This window comes from Gemmatimonadales bacterium (assembly GCA_036279355.1).
GTDB lineage: Bacteria > Gemmatimonadota > Gemmatimonadetes > Gemmatimonadales > GWC2-71-9 > DASQPE01.
The window spans coordinates 25,449-46,336 of sequence record DASUJH010000024.1 but is presented as its reverse complement, the minus strand read 5'-3'; the positions used below and the strand labels follow the sequence as shown (position 1 = coordinate 46,336).

Annotated in this window: 24 protein-coding genes and 1 tRNA gene; 21 read left to right on the top strand and 4 right to left on the bottom strand. The window is 69.2% G+C overall.

Features of this window, described 5'->3' with window-relative positions; genetic code table 11:
- The first annotated feature begins 5 nt into the window (after positions 1–5).
- Positions 6–638: an MBL fold metallo-hydrolase gene (locus tag VFW66_06065; GenBank protein ID HEX5386241.1), complete on the top strand. Its 633-nt coding sequence runs from the start codon at positions 6–8 to the stop codon at positions 636–638.
- The gene (locus VFW66_06060; protein HEX5386240.1) at positions 635–2,077 is read left to right on the top strand and encodes a carboxypeptidase regulatory-like domain-containing protein; all 1,443 of its coding nucleotides are present in this window, start codon (positions 635–637) and stop codon (positions 2,075–2,077) included. The genes VFW66_06065 and VFW66_06060 overlap by 4 nt, the downstream gene beginning before the upstream one ends.
- Here VFW66_06060 and VFW66_06055 read toward each other — a convergent pair whose 3' ends face one another.
- Entirely contained in the window at positions 2,078–2,401 is a 324-nt protein-coding gene (locus VFW66_06055; protein ID HEX5386239.1) for a cupin domain-containing protein, read from the bottom strand.
- 27 nt (positions 2,402–2,428) lie between these two features.
- Here VFW66_06055 and VFW66_06050 point away from each other — a divergent pair, with 27 nt between their 5' ends.
- Entirely contained in the window at positions 2,429–3,850 is a 1,422-nt protein-coding gene (locus VFW66_06050) for an aspartate ammonia-lyase (GenBank protein ID HEX5386238.1), read from the top strand.
- Between the two features lie 26 nt (positions 3,851–3,876).
- Here VFW66_06050 and VFW66_06045 read toward each other — a convergent pair whose 3' ends face one another.
- The gene (locus VFW66_06045; GenBank protein HEX5386237.1) at positions 3,877–4,650 is read right to left on the bottom strand and encodes a metallophosphoesterase; all 774 of its coding nucleotides are present in this window, start codon (positions 4,648–4,650) and stop codon (positions 3,877–3,879) included.
- 101 nt (positions 4,651–4,751) lie between these two features.
- Here VFW66_06045 and VFW66_06040 point away from each other — a divergent pair, with 101 nt between their 5' ends.
- The 3 genes from VFW66_06040 (at position 4,752) to moeB (ending at position 7,237) form a co-directional block, all read left to right on the top strand.
- Entirely contained in the window at positions 4,752–5,558 is an 807-nt protein-coding gene (locus tag VFW66_06040; GenBank protein ID HEX5386236.1) for a hypothetical protein, read from the top strand.
- Between the two features lie 64 nt (positions 5,559–5,622).
- The gene (locus VFW66_06035) at positions 5,623–6,081 is read left to right on the top strand and encodes an Rrf2 family transcriptional regulator (GenBank protein ID HEX5386235.1); all 459 of its coding nucleotides are present in this window, start codon (positions 5,623–5,625) and stop codon (positions 6,079–6,081) included.
- A gap of 10 nt (positions 6,082–6,091) precedes the next feature.
- A complete protein-coding gene (moeB, locus tag VFW66_06030; GenBank protein ID HEX5386234.1) occupies positions 6,092–7,237 on the top strand; it encodes a molybdopterin-synthase adenylyltransferase MoeB in 1,146 nt (381 codons plus the stop codon).
- Positions 7,238–7,331: 94 nt separating this feature from the next.
- Here the strand turns inward: moeB and VFW66_06025 are convergent.
- Positions 7,332–7,415, bottom strand: a tRNA-Leu gene (locus VFW66_06025).
- Between the two features lie 97 nt (positions 7,416–7,512).
- Here VFW66_06025 and smpB point away from each other — a divergent pair.
- From smpB to rplQ, 10 genes are all read left to right on the top strand, one after another.
- On the top strand, positions 7,513–7,998 hold the full coding sequence (smpB, locus tag VFW66_06020) for an SsrA-binding protein SmpB (GenBank protein ID HEX5386233.1): 486 nt from the start codon (positions 7,513–7,515) through the stop codon (positions 7,996–7,998).
- Between the two features lie 92 nt (positions 7,999–8,090).
- Positions 8,091–9,212, top strand: coding sequence for an N-acetylmuramoyl-L-alanine amidase (locus VFW66_06015; GenBank protein HEX5386232.1), 1,122 nt, complete (start codon positions 8,091–8,093; stop codon positions 9,210–9,212).
- Entirely contained in the window at positions 9,212–10,087 is an 876-nt protein-coding gene (locus VFW66_06010; GenBank protein HEX5386231.1) for a dihydroorotate dehydrogenase, read from the top strand. Before VFW66_06015 ends, VFW66_06010 begins: the two co-directional genes overlap by 1 nt.
- A gap of 145 nt (positions 10,088–10,232) precedes the next feature.
- Positions 10,233–10,649, top strand: a complete 417-nt coding sequence (locus tag VFW66_06005; GenBank protein HEX5386230.1) for a hypothetical protein — start codon at positions 10,233–10,235, stop codon at positions 10,647–10,649.
- A gap of 98 nt (positions 10,650–10,747) precedes the next feature.
- Positions 10,748–10,864 (top strand): 50S ribosomal protein L36, encoded by a 117-nt coding sequence (gene rpmJ / locus VFW66_06000; protein ID HEX5386229.1) that lies wholly within the window; start codon positions 10,748–10,750, stop codon positions 10,862–10,864.
- A 2-nt stretch (positions 10,865–10,866) separates the two neighbouring features.
- Complete coding sequence (gene rpsM / locus VFW66_05995; GenBank protein ID HEX5386228.1) at positions 10,867–11,247, top strand: 30S ribosomal protein S13; 381 nt, start codon at positions 10,867–10,869, stop codon at positions 11,245–11,247.
- 1 nt (position 11,248) lies between these two features.
- Positions 11,249–11,659: a 30S ribosomal protein S11 gene (gene rpsK, locus VFW66_05990; protein HEX5386227.1), complete on the top strand. Its 411-nt coding sequence runs from the start codon at positions 11,249–11,251 to the stop codon at positions 11,657–11,659.
- A 3-nt stretch (positions 11,660–11,662) separates the two neighbouring features.
- Positions 11,663–12,298 (top strand): 30S ribosomal protein S4, encoded by a 636-nt coding sequence (gene rpsD, locus VFW66_05985; GenBank protein ID HEX5386226.1) that lies wholly within the window; start codon positions 11,663–11,665, stop codon positions 12,296–12,298.
- Between the two features lie 2 nt (positions 12,299–12,300).
- Complete coding sequence (locus tag VFW66_05980; protein HEX5386225.1) at positions 12,301–13,350, top strand: DNA-directed RNA polymerase subunit alpha; 1,050 nt, start codon at positions 12,301–12,303, stop codon at positions 13,348–13,350.
- On the top strand, positions 13,351–13,707 hold the full coding sequence (rplQ, locus tag VFW66_05975) for a 50S ribosomal protein L17 (GenBank protein HEX5386224.1): 357 nt from the start codon (positions 13,351–13,353) through the stop codon (positions 13,705–13,707).
- A 79-nt stretch (positions 13,708–13,786) separates the two neighbouring features.
- Here the strand turns inward: rplQ and rpmB are convergent, their stop codons facing one another.
- A complete protein-coding gene (rpmB, locus tag VFW66_05970) occupies positions 13,787–13,978 on the bottom strand; it encodes a 50S ribosomal protein L28 (protein ID HEX5386223.1) in 192 nt (63 codons plus the stop codon).
- Between the two features lie 112 nt (positions 13,979–14,090).
- Here rpmB and gmd point away from each other — a divergent pair, with 112 nt between their 5' ends.
- The 5 genes from gmd to VFW66_05945 are packed head-to-tail and all read left to right on the top strand — an operon-like array spanning position 14,091 to position 20,831.
- Positions 14,091–15,065, top strand: coding sequence for a GDP-mannose 4,6-dehydratase (gmd, locus tag VFW66_05965; GenBank protein HEX5386222.1), 975 nt, complete (start codon positions 14,091–14,093; stop codon positions 15,063–15,065).
- Positions 15,062–16,018, top strand: coding sequence for an NAD-dependent epimerase/dehydratase family protein (locus tag VFW66_05960; protein ID HEX5386221.1), 957 nt, complete (start codon positions 15,062–15,064; stop codon positions 16,016–16,018). The genes gmd and VFW66_05960 overlap by 4 nt, the downstream gene beginning before the upstream one ends.
- Positions 16,002–19,277 (top strand): carbamoyl-phosphate synthase large subunit, encoded by a 3,276-nt coding sequence (gene carB, locus VFW66_05955; GenBank protein ID HEX5386220.1) that lies wholly within the window; start codon positions 16,002–16,004, stop codon positions 19,275–19,277. The genes VFW66_05960 and carB overlap by 17 nt, the downstream gene beginning before the upstream one ends.
- Positions 19,265–20,224 (top strand): UDP-N-acetylmuramate dehydrogenase, encoded by a 960-nt coding sequence (gene murB / locus VFW66_05950; protein ID HEX5386219.1) that lies wholly within the window; start codon positions 19,265–19,267, stop codon positions 20,222–20,224. Before carB ends, murB begins: the two co-directional genes overlap by 13 nt.
- Before the next feature lie 13 nt (positions 20,225–20,237).
- Entirely contained in the window at positions 20,238–20,831 is a 594-nt protein-coding gene (locus VFW66_05945) for an acyltransferase (protein HEX5386218.1), read from the top strand.
- Positions 20,832–20,888: the final 57 nt, after the last annotated feature.

The following is a 20,888-nucleotide window of genomic DNA, read 5'->3' as shown; positions in this document are numbered from 1 at the left end:
CGGCCGTGTCCGCGCTCGAGGTCGTGCAACTGCCCAACGGGCAGTTCGTCCAGAATTGTTACCTGATCGGCGACCGCGGCACCGGCGACGCGGTGATCGTGGACCCGGGCGAGGAGCCGGCGATGTTTCTGGCCGAGCTTGGCACCCGCGGCTGGACGCCCCGAGCCATCTGGCTGACCCACGCTCACGTGGACCATGTGCTGGGCGTCGCGGCGATCAAGCGGGCCACCGGCGTGCCGATCCACCTCCACCCGCTCGACCGGCCGCTGTACGACGCGTTGCCGGAGCAGGGCTCCTGGTTCGGGCTCCGCGTGGCCTCGCTGCCGCCGCCGGACGTGGAGCTGGTCCCAGGCACGACGCTTCGGGTGGGCGGCCTCGAGTTCGCGGTCCGGGCGACGCCCGGGCACTCGCCGGGATCAGTGAGCTTTGTGGGCCACGACCGCGTCTTCGGCGGCGATGTGCTGTTCAACGGCTCGATCGGCCGCACCGATCTGCCAGGTGGCAACTTCGAGACCTTGATGGCCACGATCCGGCACGAGTTTCTTTCGCTTCCCGATTCGACCGTCGTTCACAGCGGGCACGGCCCCGACACGACGATCGGTGTGGAGCGCCTGACCAATCCGTTTCTCCGCTCATGAACCTGTCTCGCATTCCCGGTCCGCTCCGCGCGTCCGCCGTCCTCACCTGTGCGGTGCTCGCGGTACTCTTCCTTGCTCCGGCACGCGCGAGCGCACAGGGCGTTTCCGGGCAGTTGCGCGACAGCCTTGTCGTCGGCGGGCCGCTCGCCAACGCCACGCTCCTCCTGGACGGCACCCCCACGCGCGTCCGCACCGACGGCTACGGTCGTTTCAGGCTCGACAGCGTGCCGGCGGGCACCCACACGCTCGGATTCACCCATCCTGCCTTCACCGAGGCGGGCGTGCCCGCGCCGCGTTGGAAGCTCGACGTGCCCGCGGTGGGACTCGCAAATCTCCTCCTCGCGACACCGTCGGCCGACAGCCGCTACGGCCGCGCCTGCGCCGCCGAGCCGCGCACACCCGGCACCGGATACTTCGTCGGCACCGTGCGCGATGCCGCGTCGGACAGCGGGCTCGCGGGGGTCGTGGTGAACGCGATCTGGTCGGAGATCACGGTGAGCAAATCGGAGGGCGTTCGCACGTCACGGCACAGCGCGCGGGCCCAGACCAACGCGCAGGGGCAGTTCGTCGTCTGCCGAGTGCCCAACGACGGCGAGGTCACTGTCTGGGCCGCCAGAAATGGGATCTCGACCGGCCTGATCACGCTCGACCTTGCCGGGCGCCCGCTTGCGGCGCGTGAGTTCACCCTTGGCACCCGGCCGCTGGCCGCGGCGGCCACGGCCGCCGACACCGCGCGGCTCACCGGCCGCCTCGACGGCATGGTGAAGAACATCGATGGCGCCCCAATCGCCGACGCCCGGGTGTACGTGCGCGGCAGCCGCGCCGTCGCGCGCACCACCGCCACGGGCGCGTTCTCGCTCGCCGGCCTGCCCGCCGGAACCCAGACCGTCGAGGCCTCAGCCCTCGGCTACCAGCCCGGCACTCTTGCGATCGATCTCAAGCCGGGCGGCGTTTCCCGCACCGAGGTCGTGCTCGGAAAGTCGGTTCAGCAACTCCCGTCGCTCGCCGTGATCGGCAAGATGCCTTCGGGCAGCGGCATCTCGTCGTTCGACGAGCGGATGAAGCGGGGGATCGGCACGTTCATCACCGAGGACGACATCGAGCGGCGCAATCCGCTGATCTTCGAGGACATCTTCCGCGGCATCCCGGGCGTGCAGGTCGAGCCGGTGGGCAACGGCTATCGGCTCTTCTCGAGCCGGGGGGCCATTGATGCCCAGGGTGAATGCAGCCCGCAGTACTACGTGGATGGCGTGCCCATGACGGTTGACCCGACCGACGACGCCCCGTTCCCCGTCGACCCGCGCGACATCGTGGGCATCGAGGTGTATTCCGGCGCATCGACCACGCCCGCCGAGTTTCAGCGCGCGATGAGCGGGTGCGGCGCCGTCGTGATCTGGACCAAGCGCGGCGGCTCGCGGCCGCGGCCGGCGAGCCGCTGATCACCCGACCGGCGGCGGCGCGATGGCGACGAGCATGACCGTGCGCTCGATCGCCTCGTCCACGCCATGCGGCTCGCCGGCCGGCGCCCAGACGAGCGTGCCGGCCTCGGCGAGTTGCGTCTCGCAGCCCACCGTGATCCTCGCCTTTCCCGTGAGGACGAGATAGAATTTGTCGGCCCCGGCGTGCGCGTGCAGCGCCTGCGACTGGCCCGGCTCGAAGCAGTTGAGGCCGACGAACAGCCGCTCGCCCCGCGCAAGATCCGCCTTGGCCGCCCTCGCCGCCGAAAACACGGCCCGGTCCGCGGCGCGAATGAAGTTGCTCATCTCCCTCAGCCTCCAGCGCGAACGTCCATGACCGCCACCCGCATCGAACGCGATCCCCTCGGCGAGAAGGCCGTGCCCGCCGACGCGCTGTACGGCATCCAGACCCAGCGCGCCGTCGAGAATTTTCCGATTTCCGGCCTGCGGCCGCTCCCGGCGTTCGTCGACGCGGTGGTCTGGATCAAGCGCTCGGCCGCGCTCACGCATCGCGACACCGGCCGGCTCGAGCCCCGGCTCGCCGAGGCCATCGTGCGCGCCGCCGACGAAGTGCTCGGCGGGAAGCATCGCGATCAGTTCGTCGTCGACGTGTATCAGGCGGGCGCCGGCACCAGCCACAACATGAACGTAAATGAAGTCCTCGCCAACCGGGCCAACGAGCTGCTCGGCGGGACGCGCGGCAGTTATGCGCCGGTGCACCCGAACGATCACGTCAACATGGCACAGAGCACCAACGACGTGATTCCCACGGCCATGCGGCTCGCGGCGCTTGCGACGCTGCCCGCGCTGCTCGCCGCGCTCGACCGGCTGGCTCAGGCGTTCGCGGAGAAGGGCGACGAGTTCGACCACATCGTGAAATCGGGCCGCACCCATCTGCAGGACGCAACGCCGATTCGCCTGGGTCAGGAGTTTCGCGCGTACGGACACACCGTTGGCCGCCACCGAACGAAGCTCGCGCAGGCGGCCGACTGGCTCCGCGAACTCGGGATCGGCGGGACGGCTGTGGGCACCGGCATCAACGCGGAGGAGAGCTACCCGCGCCGCATGGTCGAGCATCTGCGGCAGGTCTCGGGGCTCGAGCTCACGGAGGGGCGCGACCGCATCCAGTTGATGCAAAGCATGGGCGACGTCGCCACCATGAGCGGCGCGCTGCGCGCCTACGTCCTCGACCTGCAGAGGATCGCCAACGACATTCGCCTGCTCGCCTCAGGGCCGCGCACAGGTCTCGCGGAAATCGTGCTGCCGGCGGTGCAGCCCGGGTCGAGCATCATGCCGGGAAAGGTGAACCCGTCGATCGCGGAAATGGTGAACCAGGTCTGCTTTCAGGCGCTTGGCCTCGATTGCACCGTTGCGATGGCATCCGACGCGGGGCAGCTCGAGCTCAACGTGATGATGCCGGTGATGGCGCACAACCTGATCTTCGCGATGAGCATCGTGGGCAACGCGACGCGTGTGCTGGCCGAACGCTGCGTCGAGGGGATCCAGGCCGACGAGGCCCAGTGCGCCTACTGGCTCGAGCGGAGCCCGGCGCTCGTCACCGCGCTCGCGCCCGAGATCGGCTATGCGGAAGCGGCCAAGCTCGCCAAGGAAGCGCTCGCGACCGGCCTCACGGTGAAGCAGTTGCTGATGCAGAAGCACATGCTCGATGGCGCGAGGCTCGAGCAGGTACTCGACCTCCGCGCCATGACCGAGCTCGGCGTGCCGGGCGGGGGCCGGGTACCAGCCGGCGGCTGAACCGCGCCGGCGCCCTCGCCGCGGTGCTACGCGCGAAGCCCGTCGGGCGGGCCGTCGATTCGGCGCGGCAGCTCGAGAACGCGGAACGGCGGCTGGCCCGGCCGGATCCGCTGCAACAGCGCGAGTGAGACGTTGTAGACCGGCACGCCGGCCCTGGTCCGCCCCTCGGGCGTGCCGTGGTGCGCGTGGCCGTGAAACACCGCATCCACCGGATAGCGCCCGAGGGGCTCCTCCAGCCGGCTCGACCCGAGATACGGATAGATCTCCAGCGGCTCGCCCTCGACGGTGGCCTGGATCGGTGAGTAGTGCATCAGCACCACGCGTCGCGGTGTGTCGAGCCGCGCCAGCGCGGTCTCCAGCTTGAGCGCTTCGTCGAGCGCCTCGCGCACGAAGAGCTTGATCGCCGGCTCACCCCACGGGCCGAGCGCCCGCCGCCCAAAGCCGCCCGCAAATCCCTTCACGCCCGCGAACCCGACGCCGAGCAGCACGCTCGCGGTCCCATCGAGCACCGTGACGCCGGAGTCCGCGAAGATCTCCACCAGCTCGCCGGTGCGGCCCGACTCGTAGTCGTGGTTCCCGAGCACGGCGACAATCGGCACCTTGGCACCCGCCAGCTCACGGGCGAGCGCCCGCGCTTCGTCGGGATGCCCGGTGTCGGTGAGGTCGCCGCAGATGGCGAGCACGTCTGCCTGGCCCGCGACGGCGTCGAGCAGCATCTGCAGCGGGCCGCCGCCCACGCGGCCGTAGTGGAGATCGCCGACGGCAGCGAGACGGAGGCTCCGGCGCTCTGGGGTGGTCATCGGATGAAGGAAGCCGATTCCCGACCGCGCGGGCGGTGATCCCCGGCACAACCTCGGAACCCGGTGGCCGGTATCGTCCTCCGGTGCTCAGGGAGGCCCGGATGACGCTCGCCTCGACGACGCAGGCCGGTGTGGAGACGCCGTCGCACTCGTTCTACCGGGACGCACTCGACCTGCTGGCCCGGGCCCGCATCCCGTTCCTCCTGGGCGGCGCGTTCGCATTCGTGCATCAGACCGGGATCGACAAGTCGACCAAGGACCTCGACATCTTCGTCCGTCCCGTCGATGTGCCGCGCGTGCTCGAGACCTGCCGCAAGGCCGGCTATGAGGCCGATCTCGTCTTCTCCCACTGGCTCGCAAAGATCCGCTCGGCCGAGGGTTTCATCGACGTGATCTTCAGCTCGGGCAACGGCATCGCCACGGTGGACGATGGGTGGTTCGCGCACGCCCGAGAAATCGAGCTGCTTGGCCTCACGATCAAGCTTGCGCCGCTCGAGGAAAGCATCTGGTCCAAGGCGTTCGTCATGGAGCGCGAGCGCTACGACGGGGCCGACATCGCGCACATTCTCCAGGCCCATGGCCAGAGCCTCGACTGGGGCCGGCTCATCGAGCGCTTCGGGCAGTACTGGCGCGTGCTGCTGAGCCACCTCGTGCTCTTCGGGTTCATCTACCCGTCCAACCGTTCGCGGGTGCCGGCGTGGGTCGTCGAGGAATTGGTGAGCCGTCTCCTCGCCGAGACGGCGGCGCCGGATTCGACCTCGCCCGTCTGCAACGGTACGCTGCTCTCCTGGTCGCAGTATCTCGGTGACGTGCTCGGCGGCGAGTACCGCGATGGCCGGATCCGCCCCTACGGCACGATGACAGCACAGGAGGTCGCTCGCTGGACCGCGGCCGACAAGCAGAAATAGCCACTGACGGCCGGTCATCGGGGCGCGCGCTTGTAGCCGCCTCGGCCCGGAGCGATATTGCGGGATGCGGGTCACCACCTGGACCGAGTACAGCCTCATCATCTCGTTGCATCTCGCCCGCCGAGGCCGGAGCGGCACCGGCCCCGTGGCCGCGCGCGAGCTGGCCGATGCGGAACGGCTCCCGGCGGACTACGTCGAGCAGATCCTGCTGCGCCTTCGCCGCGCAGGGCTCGTCGAGAGCGTGCGAGGCGCCAAGGGCGGGTACTACCTGGCGCGGAGCCCGGTCGCGATTTCGGTCCGCGATGTCATGACGGCGTCCGAGCACCAGACCTTCGAGGTCAACTGCGAGGCTCACCCGGTGGCGGCCGAGCGGTGCAGTCCGGCTACCTCGTGCAGCATTCGCCCCGTATGGATTGCCCTGCAGCAGCGCGTCGACGAGCTGCTCGGCAGCATCTCGCTCGCCGACCTGATGAAGGATGAGGTGCAGGTGCAGGAGCTGGTGAGCATCACCTCGTCGGTGTAAGCATCGACCCGTGGGTGCGCTATCCGCTGATGAGCTCGTCCGGTACGCCCGGCACCTGATGCTGCCCGAGATCGGCCGCGGAGGTCAGGAACGACTCGCGGCCGCTCGCGTACTTCTCATCGGGGCCGGCGGACTCGGGTCGCCGGCGGCCCTGTATCTGGCCGCCGCCGGCGTCGGCACCCTCGGGCTCATCGACTTCGATCGCGTCGATCTCACCAACCTCCAGCGGCAGGTTCTCCACGGTACCAGCGCGATCGGCCGGCCCAAGGTCGCCTCCGCGGCCGAGCGCATCGCCGATCTCAACCCCGGCGTTCGCGTCGTGCCCATCGAGCAGCGGCTCTCGGCGGCCAATGCGCGCGCGATCCTCGGTGACTACGACATCGTCGTGGATGGCACCGACAATTTCCCCACCCGATACCTCGTCAACGACATCTGCGTCTGGCTCGGCAAGCCGCTCGTTTACGGCAGCATCCTTCGCTTCGAGGGGCAGGCGTCGGTGTTCTACGCGCCGGAAGGCCCGTGCTACCGCTGCCTGTATGCTGAGCCCCCGCCGCCCGAGCTGGTGCCGAACTGCGCCGAGGGCGGTGTGCTCGGCGTGCTGCCCGGCATCGTCGGCAGCCTGCAGGCTCTCGAGGCCATCAAGTGGGTGACCGGCGTCGGAGAATCTCTGGTAGGTCGACTGCTGCTCTTCGATGCCCTGCGGGTGCGCTTTCGCGAGCTGCGCGTATCGAAGGACCCCGAGTGCCCGGTGTGCGGCGAGCACCCCACGATCACCGAGCCGATTGACTACGCGGCATTCTGCGGTGTCACCGCGGATCGCGCCGGCGCGGACGCAGTGACGTCGCGCGCGCTCGCGCAGGAGTTGGCAGGCAACCGGGCCACCGATATGCCGCTCGTCCTGCTCGACGTGCGCGAACCATGGGAGTGGGAGATCGCCCACATCGCGGGCGCAATGCCCCTCCCCCTCGGCCAACTCCCCGACCGGCTTCGCGAGATCGACCCCCGCGCCGACCTCGTCACCATCTGCCACCACGGCGCCCGTGCCGAGAAAGCCCGCCAGCTTCTCGAGGCGGCAGGGTTCACGCAGGTGAGGACGCTGAGCGGGGGAATAGATGAATGGGCGCAGCAAGTGGATGCATCGCTGAAGCGATACTGAAAGGCGGTAGAGGCGGTAAGGATGGTAAAGGCGGTAAGAACTGCGCCGGCCGAGTCCTTACCGCCTTCACCATCCTTACCGCCTCTACCGCCCATGCCGAAGGCGGGACTCGAACCCGCACGGGCTTGCGCCCACTGCGCCCTGAACGCAGCGCGTCTACCAGTTCCACCACTTCGGCGAAGCGCGCAAACCTAGTTACGGCGCAGGGTTGGCGTCAAGTAAGCGGTTGACCAGCCGGCCTCCGCTGGCCTATCATTTGCTAAATTCCGAGGCTCGTGGCCCAAAAATCTCCGCCCCCTGCCGAGTCCCGGCAGTCGGTCGCCCGCAATCCGAAAGCAGCCCACGACTACCATGTCCTCGAGACTTGGGAGGCGGGCGTCGTGCTGACCGGCACCGAGGTCAAATCGCTCCGGAACGGGAAAGCGTCGATCAAGGAAGCGTACGCCCGGGTCCGCAACGGTGAGGTCTGGCTGGAGGGGATGAACATCACGCCGTACGAACAGGGCAACCGGTACAATCACGAGCCGGTGCGCTCCCGGAAGCTTCTCCTGCACCGCCGCGAGATCGAGCGCATGGTGGGCGCGGTCGAGCAGCGCGGGCTCACCCTGGTGCCGCTCGAGCTCTACTTCAAGAAGGGACACGCCAAGGTCGCGCTGGCGCTCGGCCGAGGCAAACAGCTACACGACAAACGCGAAGCCCTGAAGCGCCGCCTCGCCGAGCGCGAGGCGGCGCGTGCCATGTCGGTGAAGGGGCGGCGATGATCCTCGCGCTCGCGTTGGCGTCCGTGCTCGCTTCCGCACCTGCTTCATTGCCCGATCCAGCCTCCGCTGGCGCGCCGCCGCGTGCGCTCACCGTGAGCACGCCGCGCGGGGAGCGGCGCATCGCCGTGCAGCTGGATGGGGGGGGAGCGCCGGTCGTCGCCGCCCCGCCGCTCATCGCGGCGCTCGGAGGGACGATCACCGTCCTCGGCGAATGGGCCGAAGTGAGCGTCGCGCAGCAGGGGTTCCGCTTCCTGCTCGGCGCGCCGCTCTACCGATTCAACGAGAAGCTTCAGATGCTCGCCGGTCCGGTCTCCATCACCCGCGACACTGTCTTTCTCCCATTCCAGTTCGTCGCCGAGGTACTTCCCACGTACCTCGCGGATCGATACCGATACGACCGCGCCGCCGGACGCCTGATCGAGGCGCCGCCCGACCCGCCGGCCGCCCCGCGCGAGGCGCGATTGCCGAACGGCTTGCGGCCGGGCCACCTCATCACCGTCGATGCGGGGCACGGCGGAGTGGATCCGGGAAACCCCGGAATGTTTTTTCCCGGGGGACTCAAGGAGAAAGACGTAACACTTCGAGTATCGCTGTTGCTCCGGGACGAGCTCCGCAAGCGCGGTATCAACGTGCGCATGACCCGCACGACCGACACGCTCATTGCGCTCGGTGACCGCGGCGGCTACTGCACGGAAAGCTGCGACCTGTTCGTGAGCGTGCACGTGAACTCGTTGCCGCGGCGGCGCGGCTTCACCGACGTGCGCGGGTTCGAGACCTACTTCCTTGCCGAGGCCAAGACCGAAGATGCCGCGCGCGTGGCGCGGATGGAGAACGACGCGGTGCGGTTCGAGAGCGTGCCGGAGGAGCTGCCGCCCACCGGCGGCCTCGACTTCATCCTCAAGGACTTGCAGCTCAACGAGCATCTGCGGGAGTCGGCCCGCCTGGCCGAGCTGGTGGACGGCGGACTCGGCCGGGTCCATCCGGGGCCCGATCTCGGCGTGAAGCAGGCCGGGTTCATGGTGCTGACGACCGCGCGGCGGCCGGCAATCCTGGTCGAGATCGGCTACAGCACCAACCGCGACGACAGCCGGTACATCACCTCGACGGCCGGCCAGCGGGCTATCGCCGGCTCCATCGCGGATTCGATCGTGAAATATCTGCTGGAGTACGAGCGCAAGACCGATGCGACGGCGGACTCCGGCCGGGCCCGCTAGTGGCGCCGCGCGATCTCGCCCGCGAGGTCCTCGGCCAGCGCTTCCAGAATCCCGTGCTGCTCGCCTCCGGGACCGCGGGGTTTGGCTGCGAGCTCGATGGAGTTATGGACCTGGATCGACTCGGCGGGATCGTCACCAAGGCCGTCTCGCTCGAACCGCGGAAGGGCAACGCGCCGCCCAGGGTCGCTGAGTTCCGCGGTGGCATGCTCAACTCCGTCGGGCTCGCCAATCCGGGGCTCATCCACGTGCGCGAGGTCGAGCTGGCGTGGCTCACGCGCCGGCTCGCCCGGGCGCGGATCCTCGTCAACGTAGTCGGCTTCCGGGTCGGCGAGTATGCGGAGGTCGTCGGCGGCCTCGACGGCATGGTTGGCATCACCGCTTTCGAGCTCAACCTCTCCTGCCCCAACACGAGTGCCGGCGGGATCGAGTTCGGCGCCGACCGCGAATGCGTGGCGCGCATCGTCTCGAGCTGCCGCGCACGGACCCGGCTACCGCTCGTCGCCAAGCTCTCACCCGTGCTCCCGGACATAGGGGGGATGGCGCTGGTCGCGCGCGATGCTGGTGCCGATGCGCTCACGGTGGTGAACACCATGCCCGGCTTCCTCTCCGGCGGTCGAGCCGTGCCGAAACTCGGCGCCGGAAGCGGCGGCGTGAGCGGGCCAGCGCTGCTGCCGATCGGCCTCCTCGCCGTTCAGCGCGTGCTCGAGCGGACCGGCGGCATTCCGGTAATCGGCGTGGGTGGCATCCGGAGCGCCACGGACGTGCGCCAATACCTGCGCGCGGGAGCGATGCTCGTTGAGATCGGCACGGCGGCGCTCGCGGACCCGCGCCTGCCCGAGCGGGTGGTACGCGATCTTGAAGCCGGTGTGATGTGAGGGATCCGTCGGGCCCCGTTCGTGCAGGGGCGCGCCGCGAAGCCGCGATCCAACCCGGGAGGTCCATGAATTATCGAGCGGGCTCGCCTGGCCAGCGTCCCCAAGTTCGAGATCGGGCGCTTCGCGTGTCCACCGTGGAGGTCGTGTGCGCGCAGCGCTGACGGCAGCGCTGTTGGTGGCGCTCGCGCGTGCGGGGCATCCGCAGACGGACAGTCTCGACCGCGCGGCCGAGTTGGCCCAGCGGGCCTGGTTCAATCATGACGCACCGGCCCTCGTGGCCGGCTCCCCCCGAATCGTGGTGCAATTGCCCGGCACCGACCCCTCCGGCGCGCTCGGGCAGGCGCAGGCGACGGCGCTCCTCCGCGACTATTTCAACTCGGTGCAGGAAGTCGAGACGGTGGTGCGCTCGGCCCGCGAGGTGGAGCCCGGCCGGGGCTACGTCGAGCTGCTCCGCCGCTATCGGGTCACCGGCACCCAGGACGTTCGCACCCAGACTCTGCTCCTCGGCTATCGCAAAGGCGATCAGGGGTGGGTCCTGACGGAGATCAGGGCGAGCGGGTGAGATCGCCTCGATGGCGGGTTTCCCTTGCGTCAGGTCATTGAGCCGGTTAAAGTTCGCAGCTAGCCCAGAACCGGCCCCGGAAGCCAAGGAAGATTCGCGTGAAGGTACGCTCGAGCGTCAAACCGATTTGCGAGCACTGCAAGGTTATCAAGCGGCAGGGTGTCGTGCGGGTCATCTGTAAGCGCAACCCCAAGCACAAACAGCGGCAGGGCTGAGCATGGCGCGCATTGCCGGCGTGGACCTGCCACGCGAGAAGCGCGTCGAGATCGCGCTTACCTATATCTTCGGGGTCGGGCGCCCTACGAGCGGCCGCATCCTCTCCGAGACCGGCGTCAATGCAGACACCCGTGTGCGGGACCTGTCGGACGCGGAAGTGGCGCGGCTCCGCCAGTACATCGAGCGCTCGGTCAAGGTCGAAGGCGCCCTTCGCACCGAAGTGGCGATGAACATCAAACGGCTGATGGACATCGGCAGCTATCGCGGCATCCGCCATCGGCGCGGGCTGCCGGTGCGCGGACAGCGCACGCACACCAACGCGCGGACCAAGAAGGGGCCGCGGCGGGCCATCGCGGGCAAGAAGAAGGTGACCAAGAAGTAAGATGACCAATCCGAATCCGACGCCCGCGCCGGCCAAGGCGCCCGTGAAGCGCAGCAAGAAGGTGGTCGAGTCCGAGGGCATCGCCCACATCTCGGCCACCTTCAACAATCTGCTGATCACGATCACCGACATGAAGGGCAACGCGCTCGCCTGGGGCTCCGCCGGCAAGGCGGGCTTCAAGGGGTCGAAGAAGTCGACGCCGTTCGCCGCCACGGTGGCCGCCGAGAACTGTGCGCGCGAGGCCATGAACCTCGGGCTCCGCCGGGTCCACGTGCGGGTGCAGGGCCCCGGCAGCGGGCGCGAGTCGGCCATCCAGGCGCTCGCGTCGGTGGGGCTCCGGGTCGTGTCGATCCGCGACGTCACCCCGATTCCCCACAATGGGTGCCGCCCGCCCAAGAAGCGGCGGGTCTGAGCCATGTCCCGTCACGTGGGTTCGAGCTGCCGCCTCTGCCGCCGCGAGGCCACCAAGCTGTTTCTGAAGGGGACCAAGTGCCTCACCGAGAAGTGTCCGGTGGACCGCCGCGCCTATCCACCGGGCCAGCACGGGCAGGGCAGCGGCCGCCCGCGCAAGGCCTCGGAGTATTCACGGCAGTTGCGTGAAAAGCAGAAGGTGAAGCGCATGTATGGGCTCACCGAGCGCCAGTTCCGCAACACCTACGACGCCGTGACGCGCGAGCCGGGCGTCAAGGGCACAAACCTTCTCGTGGCGCTGGAGACGCGGCTCGACAACATCGTCTACCGGATGGGTTTCGCGGCCAGCCGCAAGGCGGCGCGCCAGCTCATCGGCCACGGGCACGTGGAGGTGAACGGGCGCCGGGTCGACATTCCGTCCTACCGGGTCGTGCCCGGTGAGGAAGTGCGGGTGGCTCCGGCAAGCCGCGAGCTCACGGCGGTGCAGGCCGCGCAGGAGCATGCGGCCCGCGGCGTCCCGGTGTCGTGGATCTCGGTCGACGCTTCCAACGCGGCCGGCCGGCTGGTCGAGCGGCCGACCCGCGATACGATTCCCATCAACGCGCAGGAGCAGCTCATCGTCGAGCTGTACTCGAAGTGACCATGACCATCGACCTGACCGGCCTCGTGCGTCCGCACCTGGTCGAGATGAGCAAGCGGGACGACAATCCGAACGCCGCCGAGTTCCGGCTGCAGCCGCTCGAGCGCGGCTTCGGCTACACGCTGGGCAACTCGCTCCGCCGGCTGCTGCTCTCCTCGCTCCGCGGGAGCGCGGTCTGGGGCTTCCGCCTCGACGGCGTGGTGCACGAGCACCAGACCGTGCCGGGCGTGCTGGAGGACGTGCACCAGATCATCCAGCGCCTGAAGGCCCTCACGCTCGTGCTCGCCGAGGACGTGGACGAAGCGGTGCTCCACATCAAGCGCGAAGGTGCCGGTCCGGTGTACGCCCGCGACATTCAGGAGCACGGGTCGGTGCGGGTCGTCAACCCCGATCACCTCCTCTTCACGCTCCAGGACGACCGTGAAATCAGCGGCGAGCTGTACGTGAACAAGGGCCGCGGCTACGTCGAGGCCGAGCTGCACCCGGCCGACCGCTCGCTCCCGGTGGATCTCGTGCGCATCGACGCGATCTACAATCCGGTCCGCCGCGCCAACTTCACGGTCGCCGAAACCCGCGTCGGCCAGCGCACCGACTACGACCGGCTTTCAGTCACCCTCGAGACCAACGGCACGATTTCGCCCGAAGACGCCATCGCCTACGCGGCGGCGCTCGCGCAGGAACACTTCCGCTACTTCGTCGAATTCGGACGGGTGCCGATGCAGCGGGACGCCGGATCGGCCGACGGAACGGGCGGAACATTGCGTGAGCGGCTCGGCCGCCCTATCGAGGCATTCGGCCTCACGGTGCGCTCGCTCAATTCGCTCAAGAACTCGAACATCCGCACCCTGAAGGACCTGGTCGAGATGTCCGAGGATGATCTGCTCAAGGTGAAGAACGTGGGCGAGAAGGCGGTTCAGGAAATCTCGGATCTCCTGCAGCAGGAAAACCTGAACTTCGGCATGAAGTTCGAGGAGGCGGACGGCGACCTCCGGGTGATCGACCCCGGCACCCCGCCCACACCGCAACCGGCTCCGGCCGCCGAGGAGGAGTAGGTGCGGCATCGGGCCAAGGGGCGCCAGCTCTCCCGCACGGCCACGCACCGGCGCGCCATGCTCAACAACATGGCGACGAGCCTCTTCGAGCACGGCCGGGTGGTCACCACCGAGGCCAAGGCCAAGGAGCTCAGACCGTTCGCCGAGCGACTCATCACGCTTGCGCGCCGCGGCGACCTCCACGCGCGACGTCTGGTGCAGCGGCGCATCAAGGACCGCGAGACGCTGGCCAAGCTGTTCGCCGAGATCGGGCCGCGGTTCGCCGCACGGCCGGGCGGCTACACCCGCATTCTCAAGCTCGGGCACCGGCCGGGGGACGGCGCCGACGTCGCCCGGATCGAGCTGGTCGGCGAGTGACGGCGGCTGTCCCGCACGTGAAGAAGGGGACCTTCGGGTCCCCTTTTTTTCTGCGCACGAGCGGCGAATCGACGACGAGTCAGCTAGCCTTGGTGATCCGGTTACTCTTGATGCACTGCGTGCACACCCGGATCCGGCGCGGCGCGCCGTTCACGAGCACCCGGACCGTCTGCAAGTTCGGGTACCACCGGCGGGTGGTCCGATTCTTCGCGTGGCTCACGTTGTGACCGGTGACCGGCCGCTTGGCGCAGATGGAACAGACTCGAGCCATGGACAACCCTTTACTGATGCAGCCGTTACGATCGTGCTGAACGAGGAAATCACGAAGCCGTGAAGTATACGCCGCCCGTACACGCCGCACAACTCCGCGCGCCCGGAATCCCGTGCCGCGCGCGCTGATCACCGGCATCACCGGTCAGGACGGCTCCTATCTCGCGGAGTTCCTGCTGGCGCGCGGCTACGGGGTCATCGGCGTGGTGCGCCGGACGAGCCATCATAGCCATGAGCGCATCGATCATCTGCTCAACCGGCTGGAAATCGTCGCGGCCGACCTGCTCGACCAGCACTCGCTCACGATTGTGCTGCAGGAGACGCGCCCGGACGAGGTCTACAACCTGGCGGCCCAATCATACGTCCCGACCTCCTGGACCCAGCCCGTCCTCACCGGCGAGTTTACGGCCCTCGGCGTCACCCGCATCCTCGAGGCGATTCGCCTGGCGCACCCCGCGGCCCGGTTCTACCAGGCCAGCTCGTCAGAGATGTTCGGCAAAGCGGTCGAGACGCCGCAGCGGGAGACGACGCGGTTTCATCCGCGCTCGCCCTATGGCGTGGCCAAGGTGTACGGGCACTGGATCACGGTCAACTACCGCGAGTCGTACGGCCTCTATGCGGTGAGCGGCATTCTCTTCAATCACGAGTCGCCGCGGCGTGGCATGGAGTTCGTCACCCGCAAAGTGTCCGACGGTGCCGCGCGGATCAAGCTCGGGCTCGCGCGCGAGCTCCGGCTCGGCAACCTCGATGCGTACCGCGACTGGGGATTCGCGGGGGACTACGTCGAGGCCATGTGGCGGATGCTGCAGCAGCCCACGGCCGAGGACTATGTGGTGGGCACGGGCATCGCGCACAGCGTGCGGGAGCTGGTCGAGGTTGCGTTCGGTCACGTGGGACTCGACTGGCGGGACCACGTGGTCATGGATCAGCGGTTCATTCGACCCGCGGAGGTCGATCTCCTCGTGGCTGACCCGACCAAGGCCTGCGCGCGGCTCGGCTGGCGGCCGTCGGTGTCGTTCGAGGCGCTGGTCAGGATGATGGTGGACGCCGATCTTGCGCGGCTCGCACCGCTCGCGAGGCACGCGTGAGGGTGCTCGTGACCGGCGCCGACGGGTTCGTGGGGCGCCACCTCGTGCGGCACCTGGCCGGCGAGGGGAACGAGGTCACCGCGTGTCACCGGGCCGACGGCCGGGCGCCTGAAGAGTGGACGGCAATCCGCGCCACCGGCATCCCGCTCGAGTTGGGCGATGATGCGTCGGTGCGGGCGGCGGTCGCGCGGCCGCTCGACGCGGTGGTGCACCTCGCGGCGGTCAGTTCGGGGGCCGATGCCCGGCGCAATCCGGCGTGTGCCTGGATCGTCAACGCGGTCGGCACCGTTCGTGTGCTGCGCGCGGTGAGCGCGGGACGCGATGCGCCGGGACGCGCGGGATCCGATCCGCTGGTGCTCATCGTGTCCACCGGTGAGGTGTACGGTACGGGTGCAGGCGACCCCCAGCCTCGCCGCGAGAGCGATCCGGTGGCTCCCGTGTCGGACTATGCGGCGAGCAAGGCGGCCGCCGAGCTGGCCGCGCTGGAGTCGTGGCGCGCCGGCGCGCTCCGGGTGGTAATCGCCCGCGCCTTCCAGCACACCGGACCCGGGCAATCGGCGCAGTTCGTGGTGCCGGCCTTCGTCACGCGGCTCAAGGCGGCGCGGACGAGCGGCGCGCGCACGGTCCGCACCGGGAATCTCGAGCCGGTGCGCGATCTGCTCGACGTGCGCGACGTGGTCTCGGCGTACGTCGCGCTACTCGCGCGCGGCGAGCCGGGCGCCGCGTACAACGTCGCGAGCGGTATCGGCGTGCGCCTCGGCGACGTGTTCGCACGGCTCGCCGAGCTCGTCGGCGCGAGCGTGGTACCCGAGCCCGACCCGGCGCTTGTGCGCGCCGGCGACATCCAACATCTCGTCGGCGACCCCGCGCGGCTCCGGGCGGCCACCGGCTGGATGCCTCGCTTCACGCTCGACCAGACGCTCCGCGGAGTGGTGGATGCCCAAGCGGACTGACCTCCAGACGATTCTCCTCATCGGCTCCGGCCCCATCATCATCGGGCAGGGCGCCGAATTCGACTATTCGGGCACCCAGGCGGTGCGCGCGCTCAAGGAAGAGGGTTACCGCGTCGTCCTGGTGAACTCGAATCCAGCGACGATCATGACCGATCCCGAGCTCGCCGACCGGACCTACATCGAGCCGGTGACGCCGGAGTGGGTGGCCAAAGTGATCGAGCGGGAGGAGCCCGACGCATTGCTGCCGACCATGGGCGGCCAGACCGCGCTCAACGTCGCCATGGCGCTCTGCCGAGACGGCACGCTCGCGCGCCACGGCGTCGAGCTGATCGGCGCGAACGAGCGCGCCATCCGGATCGCGGAGGACCGGCAGGAGTTCGCCACGGCGATGCGGCGGATCGGCCTGGCCACGCCGGAGGGGCGCGTGGTGCGGAGCGTGGAGGAGGCGCGTGAGGCGGTGGCCGACACCGGCTACCCGGCCATCTGCCGCCCCTCGTTCACGCTGGGCGGGACCGGCGGCGGGATCGCGTACAATCGCGAGGAGTTCGAGGAGTTGATCCGGCGCGGGCTCGAGCTGTCGCCGGTGGGCTCGGTGCTGGTGGAGCGGAGCATCATCGGCTGGAAGGAGTTCGAGCTGGAGGTGATGCGCGACGGCGCCGACAACGTCGTGATCGTCTGCTCGATCGAAAACCTCGACGCGATGGGGGTGCACACCGGCGATTCGATCACGGTGGCGCCTATCATGACGCTCACCGACCGCGAGTACCAGCGGATGCGGGATGCAGCGATCGCGGTGATCCGCGAGGTCGGCGTCGCGGCCGGCGGGTGCAACATCCAGTTCGCGGTGAACCCGACCACCGGGGAGCAGCTCGTCATCGAGATGAACCCGCGGGTATCGCGCTCGTCGGCGCTCGCCTCCAAGGCCACCGGCTTTCCTATCGCCCGCATCGGCACCAAAGTGGCCGTGGGGTACCGGCTCGACGAGCTGCCCAACGACATCACCAAGGTCACGCCGGCCTCGTTCGAGCCGGTGCTCGACTACGTCGTCGTGAAGATCCCCCGATTCGCCTTCGAGAAGTTTCCCAGCGCGGATCCCGGGCTCACCACCCAGATGAAGTCGGTCGGCGAGGTGATGGCAATCGGGCGGACCTTCAAGGAGGCGCTGCAGAAGGGGCTGCGCGGGCTCGAGACCGACCGCGCCGGGTGGGCGGTGTCGCCGGTGCTCGCTGACGATCGGGTGGAGAGCACCGATCGCGAGTCGCTGCTGGCGGCGCTGCGCACGCCGACACCGGAGCGGATCTTCCAGATCAAGCATGCGCTCGCCGCCGGTATCGGCGTCGCGGCCATCGCGGAGCGGAGCGGGATCGACCCCTGGTTCCTGCATCAGATGGCGGAGCTGCTGGAGGCGGAGCGGGAGTGGGCGGCCGGGTGCCTGGGCGGCGAGGCGGCGAGCGACGGGGCGAGGGCGCCCGGCCTCCGCAGGATGAAGCGGCTCGGCTTTTCCGATCGGCAGCTCGCGGAGCTCGCCGGCATCAAAGAAGGCGAAATTCGAGCCGAGCGGCACCGGCTCGGGATTCGCCCCGCGTACAAGACCGTTGACACCTGCGCCGGCGAATTTCCCTCCTCGACCCCGTATCTCTACTCGTCGTACGACGACGAGAACGAAGCGGCGCCGGTCGGCGACCGCACGGTCGTCATCCTCGGCAGCGGCCCCAACCGGATCGGACAGGGCGTCGAGTTCGACTATTGCTGCGTGCGCGCCGCGCTCGCCTTTCGTGAGCTGGGCTACCGAACGGTGATGGTGAACTCCAATCCCGAAACCGTCTCGACCGACTTCGACATTTCGGACGCGCTCTACTTCGAGCCGCTCACCCTGGAAGACGTGCTCGAGATCGTGCAGCTCGAGCGGCCGGTGGGCGTCGTCGTCCAGCTCGGCGGGCAGACGCCGCTCCGCCTGGCGAAGGCGCTGGAGCGCGAAGGCGTGCCCATCCTCGGCACCTCACCGGACGCGATCGACGCGGCCGAGGACCGGCGGCGCTTCGAGGCGCTGGCGCGCGAGTTGGGCGTAGCGCAGCCGCCGAGCGGCACGGCCACGTCCGCCGACGAGGCCGCGGCCGTTGCCGCAGGCGTGGGGTATCCGGTGCTGGTGCGGCCATCCTACGTGCTGGGCGGCCGCGCGATGGAAATCGTGTACGACGAGCCGTCGCTCCGCGCGTATTTCACCCGTGCGGCCCGCGTCGCGCCCGAGCACCCGGTGCTGATCGACCGCTTCCTGGAGGATGCGTTCGAGGCGGACGTGGACGCGATCGCGGACGGCACGCGCTGCGTGATCGGCGGCGTGATGCAGCACATCGAGGACGCGGGCATCCATTCCGGCGATTCCGCCTGCGTGCTGCCGCCCTATCTCATCACCGACCAACAGGTCGAGGAGATGCGCCGCCACACCCGCGCCTTTGCCGAGCGGCTCGGGGTCGTGGGGCTCATCAACGTGCAGTACGCCATCAAGAACGGCGTCGTGTTTGTGCTGGAAGTGAACCCGCGCGGCTCGCGGACGGTGCCGTTCGTCTCCAAGGCCACCGGCGTGCCGCTCGCGAGCCTCGCCGCCTCGGTCATGACAGGCAAGACGCTCGAGGAGCTGGGGCTCCACGACGATCTCCTGCAGCCCTACGTCGCCGTGAAGGAGGCCGTCTTTCCGTTCACCAAGCTGCCGGGCGTGGACTCGGTGCTGGGGCCTGAGATGCGGTCGACCGGCGAGGTGATGGGCATCGCCGATTCGTTCGGCATGGCGTTCGCCAAGGCGCAGATCTCGGCCGACGGGGCGCTGCCGCTCTCGGGCACGGTGTTCGTCACCGTGAACGACCACGACAAGAACAACGTGGTGCCGATCGTGCGGCGGTTCCACGCGCTCGGGTTTCGCATCCTGGGCACCGAGGGCACCGCGCGGCATCTGCGCGCCCGCGGCATTCCCGTCGAGCGGGTGCTCAAAGTGTATGAGGGCCGGCCGAACGCGATCGACCTCATCGTGTCCGGCGGAATGCAGCTGCTCATCAACACCCCGCTCGGTAAGCTGACCCAGCAGGACGATTACGCCATCCGGCGCGCTGCGCTCCAACACCGGGTACCGTACACGACCACGCTCTCGGCCGCCTCCGCGGCGTGCGACGCGATCATCGCGCTCCGGAGCCGGGCGGGCGAGGTGCGCGCGCTCCAGGAGTGGCATGCCCTCGCGCGGGAAATGTCAGCCGAGTGGACCGGCTGAGCGCGCGCGACCCCGGCTTCGCGGCGGGGCTCCGCAGCCGGGTCCGCGGCGAGGTGCGCGAGGGCGACAGTCTTGCACGCGCCTCCACCTACCGGATCGGCGGCCCCGCGACGGTGCTCCTGCCGGCCGCGCCTGAAGACGTCGCCGCGGCACTCGGCTTTGCGACAGGGGCGGGCGTGCCATGGTTCGTGCTCGGCCTCGGCTCCAACCTGCTGTTGCCGGACGAAGGGCTCGACGCGCTGGTCATCCGGATCGGGCGCGGGCTCGACGCCCTGGTCCGGGAGGGCACCCGCTGGCGCATTGGGGCGGGGCTGCCGGCGCCACTCGCAGCGCGCCGCACGGCGGAGGCGGGTTTTGCCGGACTGCACCGATTCGTGGGCGTGCCGGGCTCGGTGGGCGGTGGCGTGTACATGAACGCCGGCTGCCACGGCGACGAGTGGGCGAATGTGGTCGAATGGGTAAGCGTCGTCGAGCCGGACGGCAGCGCGCGCGTGCTCGGACGGGGCGAGATTCCGTTCACGTACCGCCGCAGCGGACTCGACGGGCGCGTCGTGGTGGAGACGGTCGTGGAGCTCCGCCCCGAGGACCCGGCCCGACTGGCGGAGGAGGTGAGCGAGCTGTTCCGCTGGCGGCAGCAGGGCACGCCGTTCAACCAGCCGTGTTGCGGCAGCGTGTTTCAGAATCCGCATGGCGCGAGCTGGGGCCGCGAGCGCGGTCCGCGCACGGCGGGTCAGCTCATCGAGGCGGCGGGGCTCAAGGGATGCCGCGTCGGTGGCGCCGAGGTGTCGCCGATGCACGCCAACTACATCGTGAACACGGGTGGTGCCACCGCGGCCGACGTGCGCGCGCTCATCGCCCGGGTGCGGGATGCTGTCGCCGAGCGGTTCGGCGTAACGCTCGAGCGCGAGGTGAAGCTCATCGGCCGCTGGGGAGAGTCTCTCGCATGAGCAACGGGCTCGCATGAGCGACTACTTCGTCCACGAGTCGGCCTACGTCGACGCCGGCGCGGTGATCGGGGCCGGCACGAAGATCTGGCACTTCTGCCACATCATGCCCGGTGCCGTGATCGGCGCGCGGTGCAACCTCGGCCAGAACGTGGTCGTGATGCCGGGTACGCGGCTGGGCGACAACGTGAAAGTGCAGAACAACGTGTCGATCTACGAAGGCGTGACGCTCGAGGACGACGTGTTCTGCGGGCCAAGCTGCGTTTTCACCAACGTGACGAATCCGCGGAGCCACGTCTCCCGCAAGGCGGAGTACCGCCCGACGCTGGTGCGGCGGGGCGCCTCGATCGGGGCAAATGCCACGATCGTCTGCGGCGTCACGCTGGGCGAGTACTGCTTCATCGGGGCCGGCGCGGTCGTTGCGTCCGACGTGGCGCCGTTTGCGCTCATGGTGGGCGTTCCGGCCCGGCGGGTCGGTTGGATGTGCCAGTGTGGCGAGCGGCTTCGGCCGGGCGCCGGCGGCGATGCACGCTGCGCGCGCTGCGGGGCCGCATACCGAGAGGAGGCGGGCCGACTCCGGTTGATTGACCCACCCCAACAGCATGGCTAAGTTGTTCGGTTTCCGGGGGTTTGCCCTCTCATTCGCTGGTGACTTCCTGCAGGTGAG

Coding starts and splice junctions, on each gene's coding strand:
- VFW66_06060 (HEX5386240.1), top strand. CDS start 635: ATGAACCTGTCTCGCATTCCCGGTCCGCTCCGCGCGTCCGCCGTCCTC.
- VFW66_06055 (HEX5386239.1), bottom strand. CDS start 2,401: ATGAGCAACTTCATTCGCGCCGCGGACCGGGCCGTGTTTTCGGCGGCG.
- VFW66_06050 (HEX5386238.1), top strand. CDS start 2,429: ATGACCGCCACCCGCATCGAACGCGATCCCCTCGGCGAGAAGGCCGTG.
- VFW66_06045 (HEX5386237.1), bottom strand. CDS start 4,650: ATGACCACCCCAGAGCGCCGGAGCCTCCGTCTCGCTGCCGTCGGCGAT.
- VFW66_06040 (HEX5386236.1), top strand. CDS start 4,752: ATGACGCTCGCCTCGACGACGCAGGCCGGTGTGGAGACGCCGTCGCAC.
- VFW66_06035 (HEX5386235.1), top strand. CDS start 5,623: ATGCGGGTCACCACCTGGACCGAGTACAGCCTCATCATCTCGTTGCAT.
- rpsM (HEX5386228.1), top strand. CDS start 10,867: ATGGCGCGCATTGCCGGCGTGGACCTGCCACGCGAGAAGCGCGTCGAG.
- rpsK (HEX5386227.1), top strand. CDS start 11,249: ATGACCAATCCGAATCCGACGCCCGCGCCGGCCAAGGCGCCCGTGAAG.
- rpsD (HEX5386226.1), top strand. CDS start 11,663: ATGTCCCGTCACGTGGGTTCGAGCTGCCGCCTCTGCCGCCGCGAGGCC.
- VFW66_05980 (HEX5386225.1), top strand. CDS start 12,301: ATGACCATCGACCTGACCGGCCTCGTGCGTCCGCACCTGGTCGAGATG.
- rpmB (HEX5386223.1), bottom strand. CDS start 13,978: ATGGCTCGAGTCTGTTCCATCTGCGCCAAGCGGCCGGTCACCGGTCAC.
- carB (HEX5386220.1), top strand. CDS start 16,002: ATGCCCAAGCGGACTGACCTCCAGACGATTCTCCTCATCGGCTCCGGC.
- VFW66_05945 (HEX5386218.1), top strand. CDS start 20,238: ATGAGCGACTACTTCGTCCACGAGTCGGCCTACGTCGACGCCGGCGCG.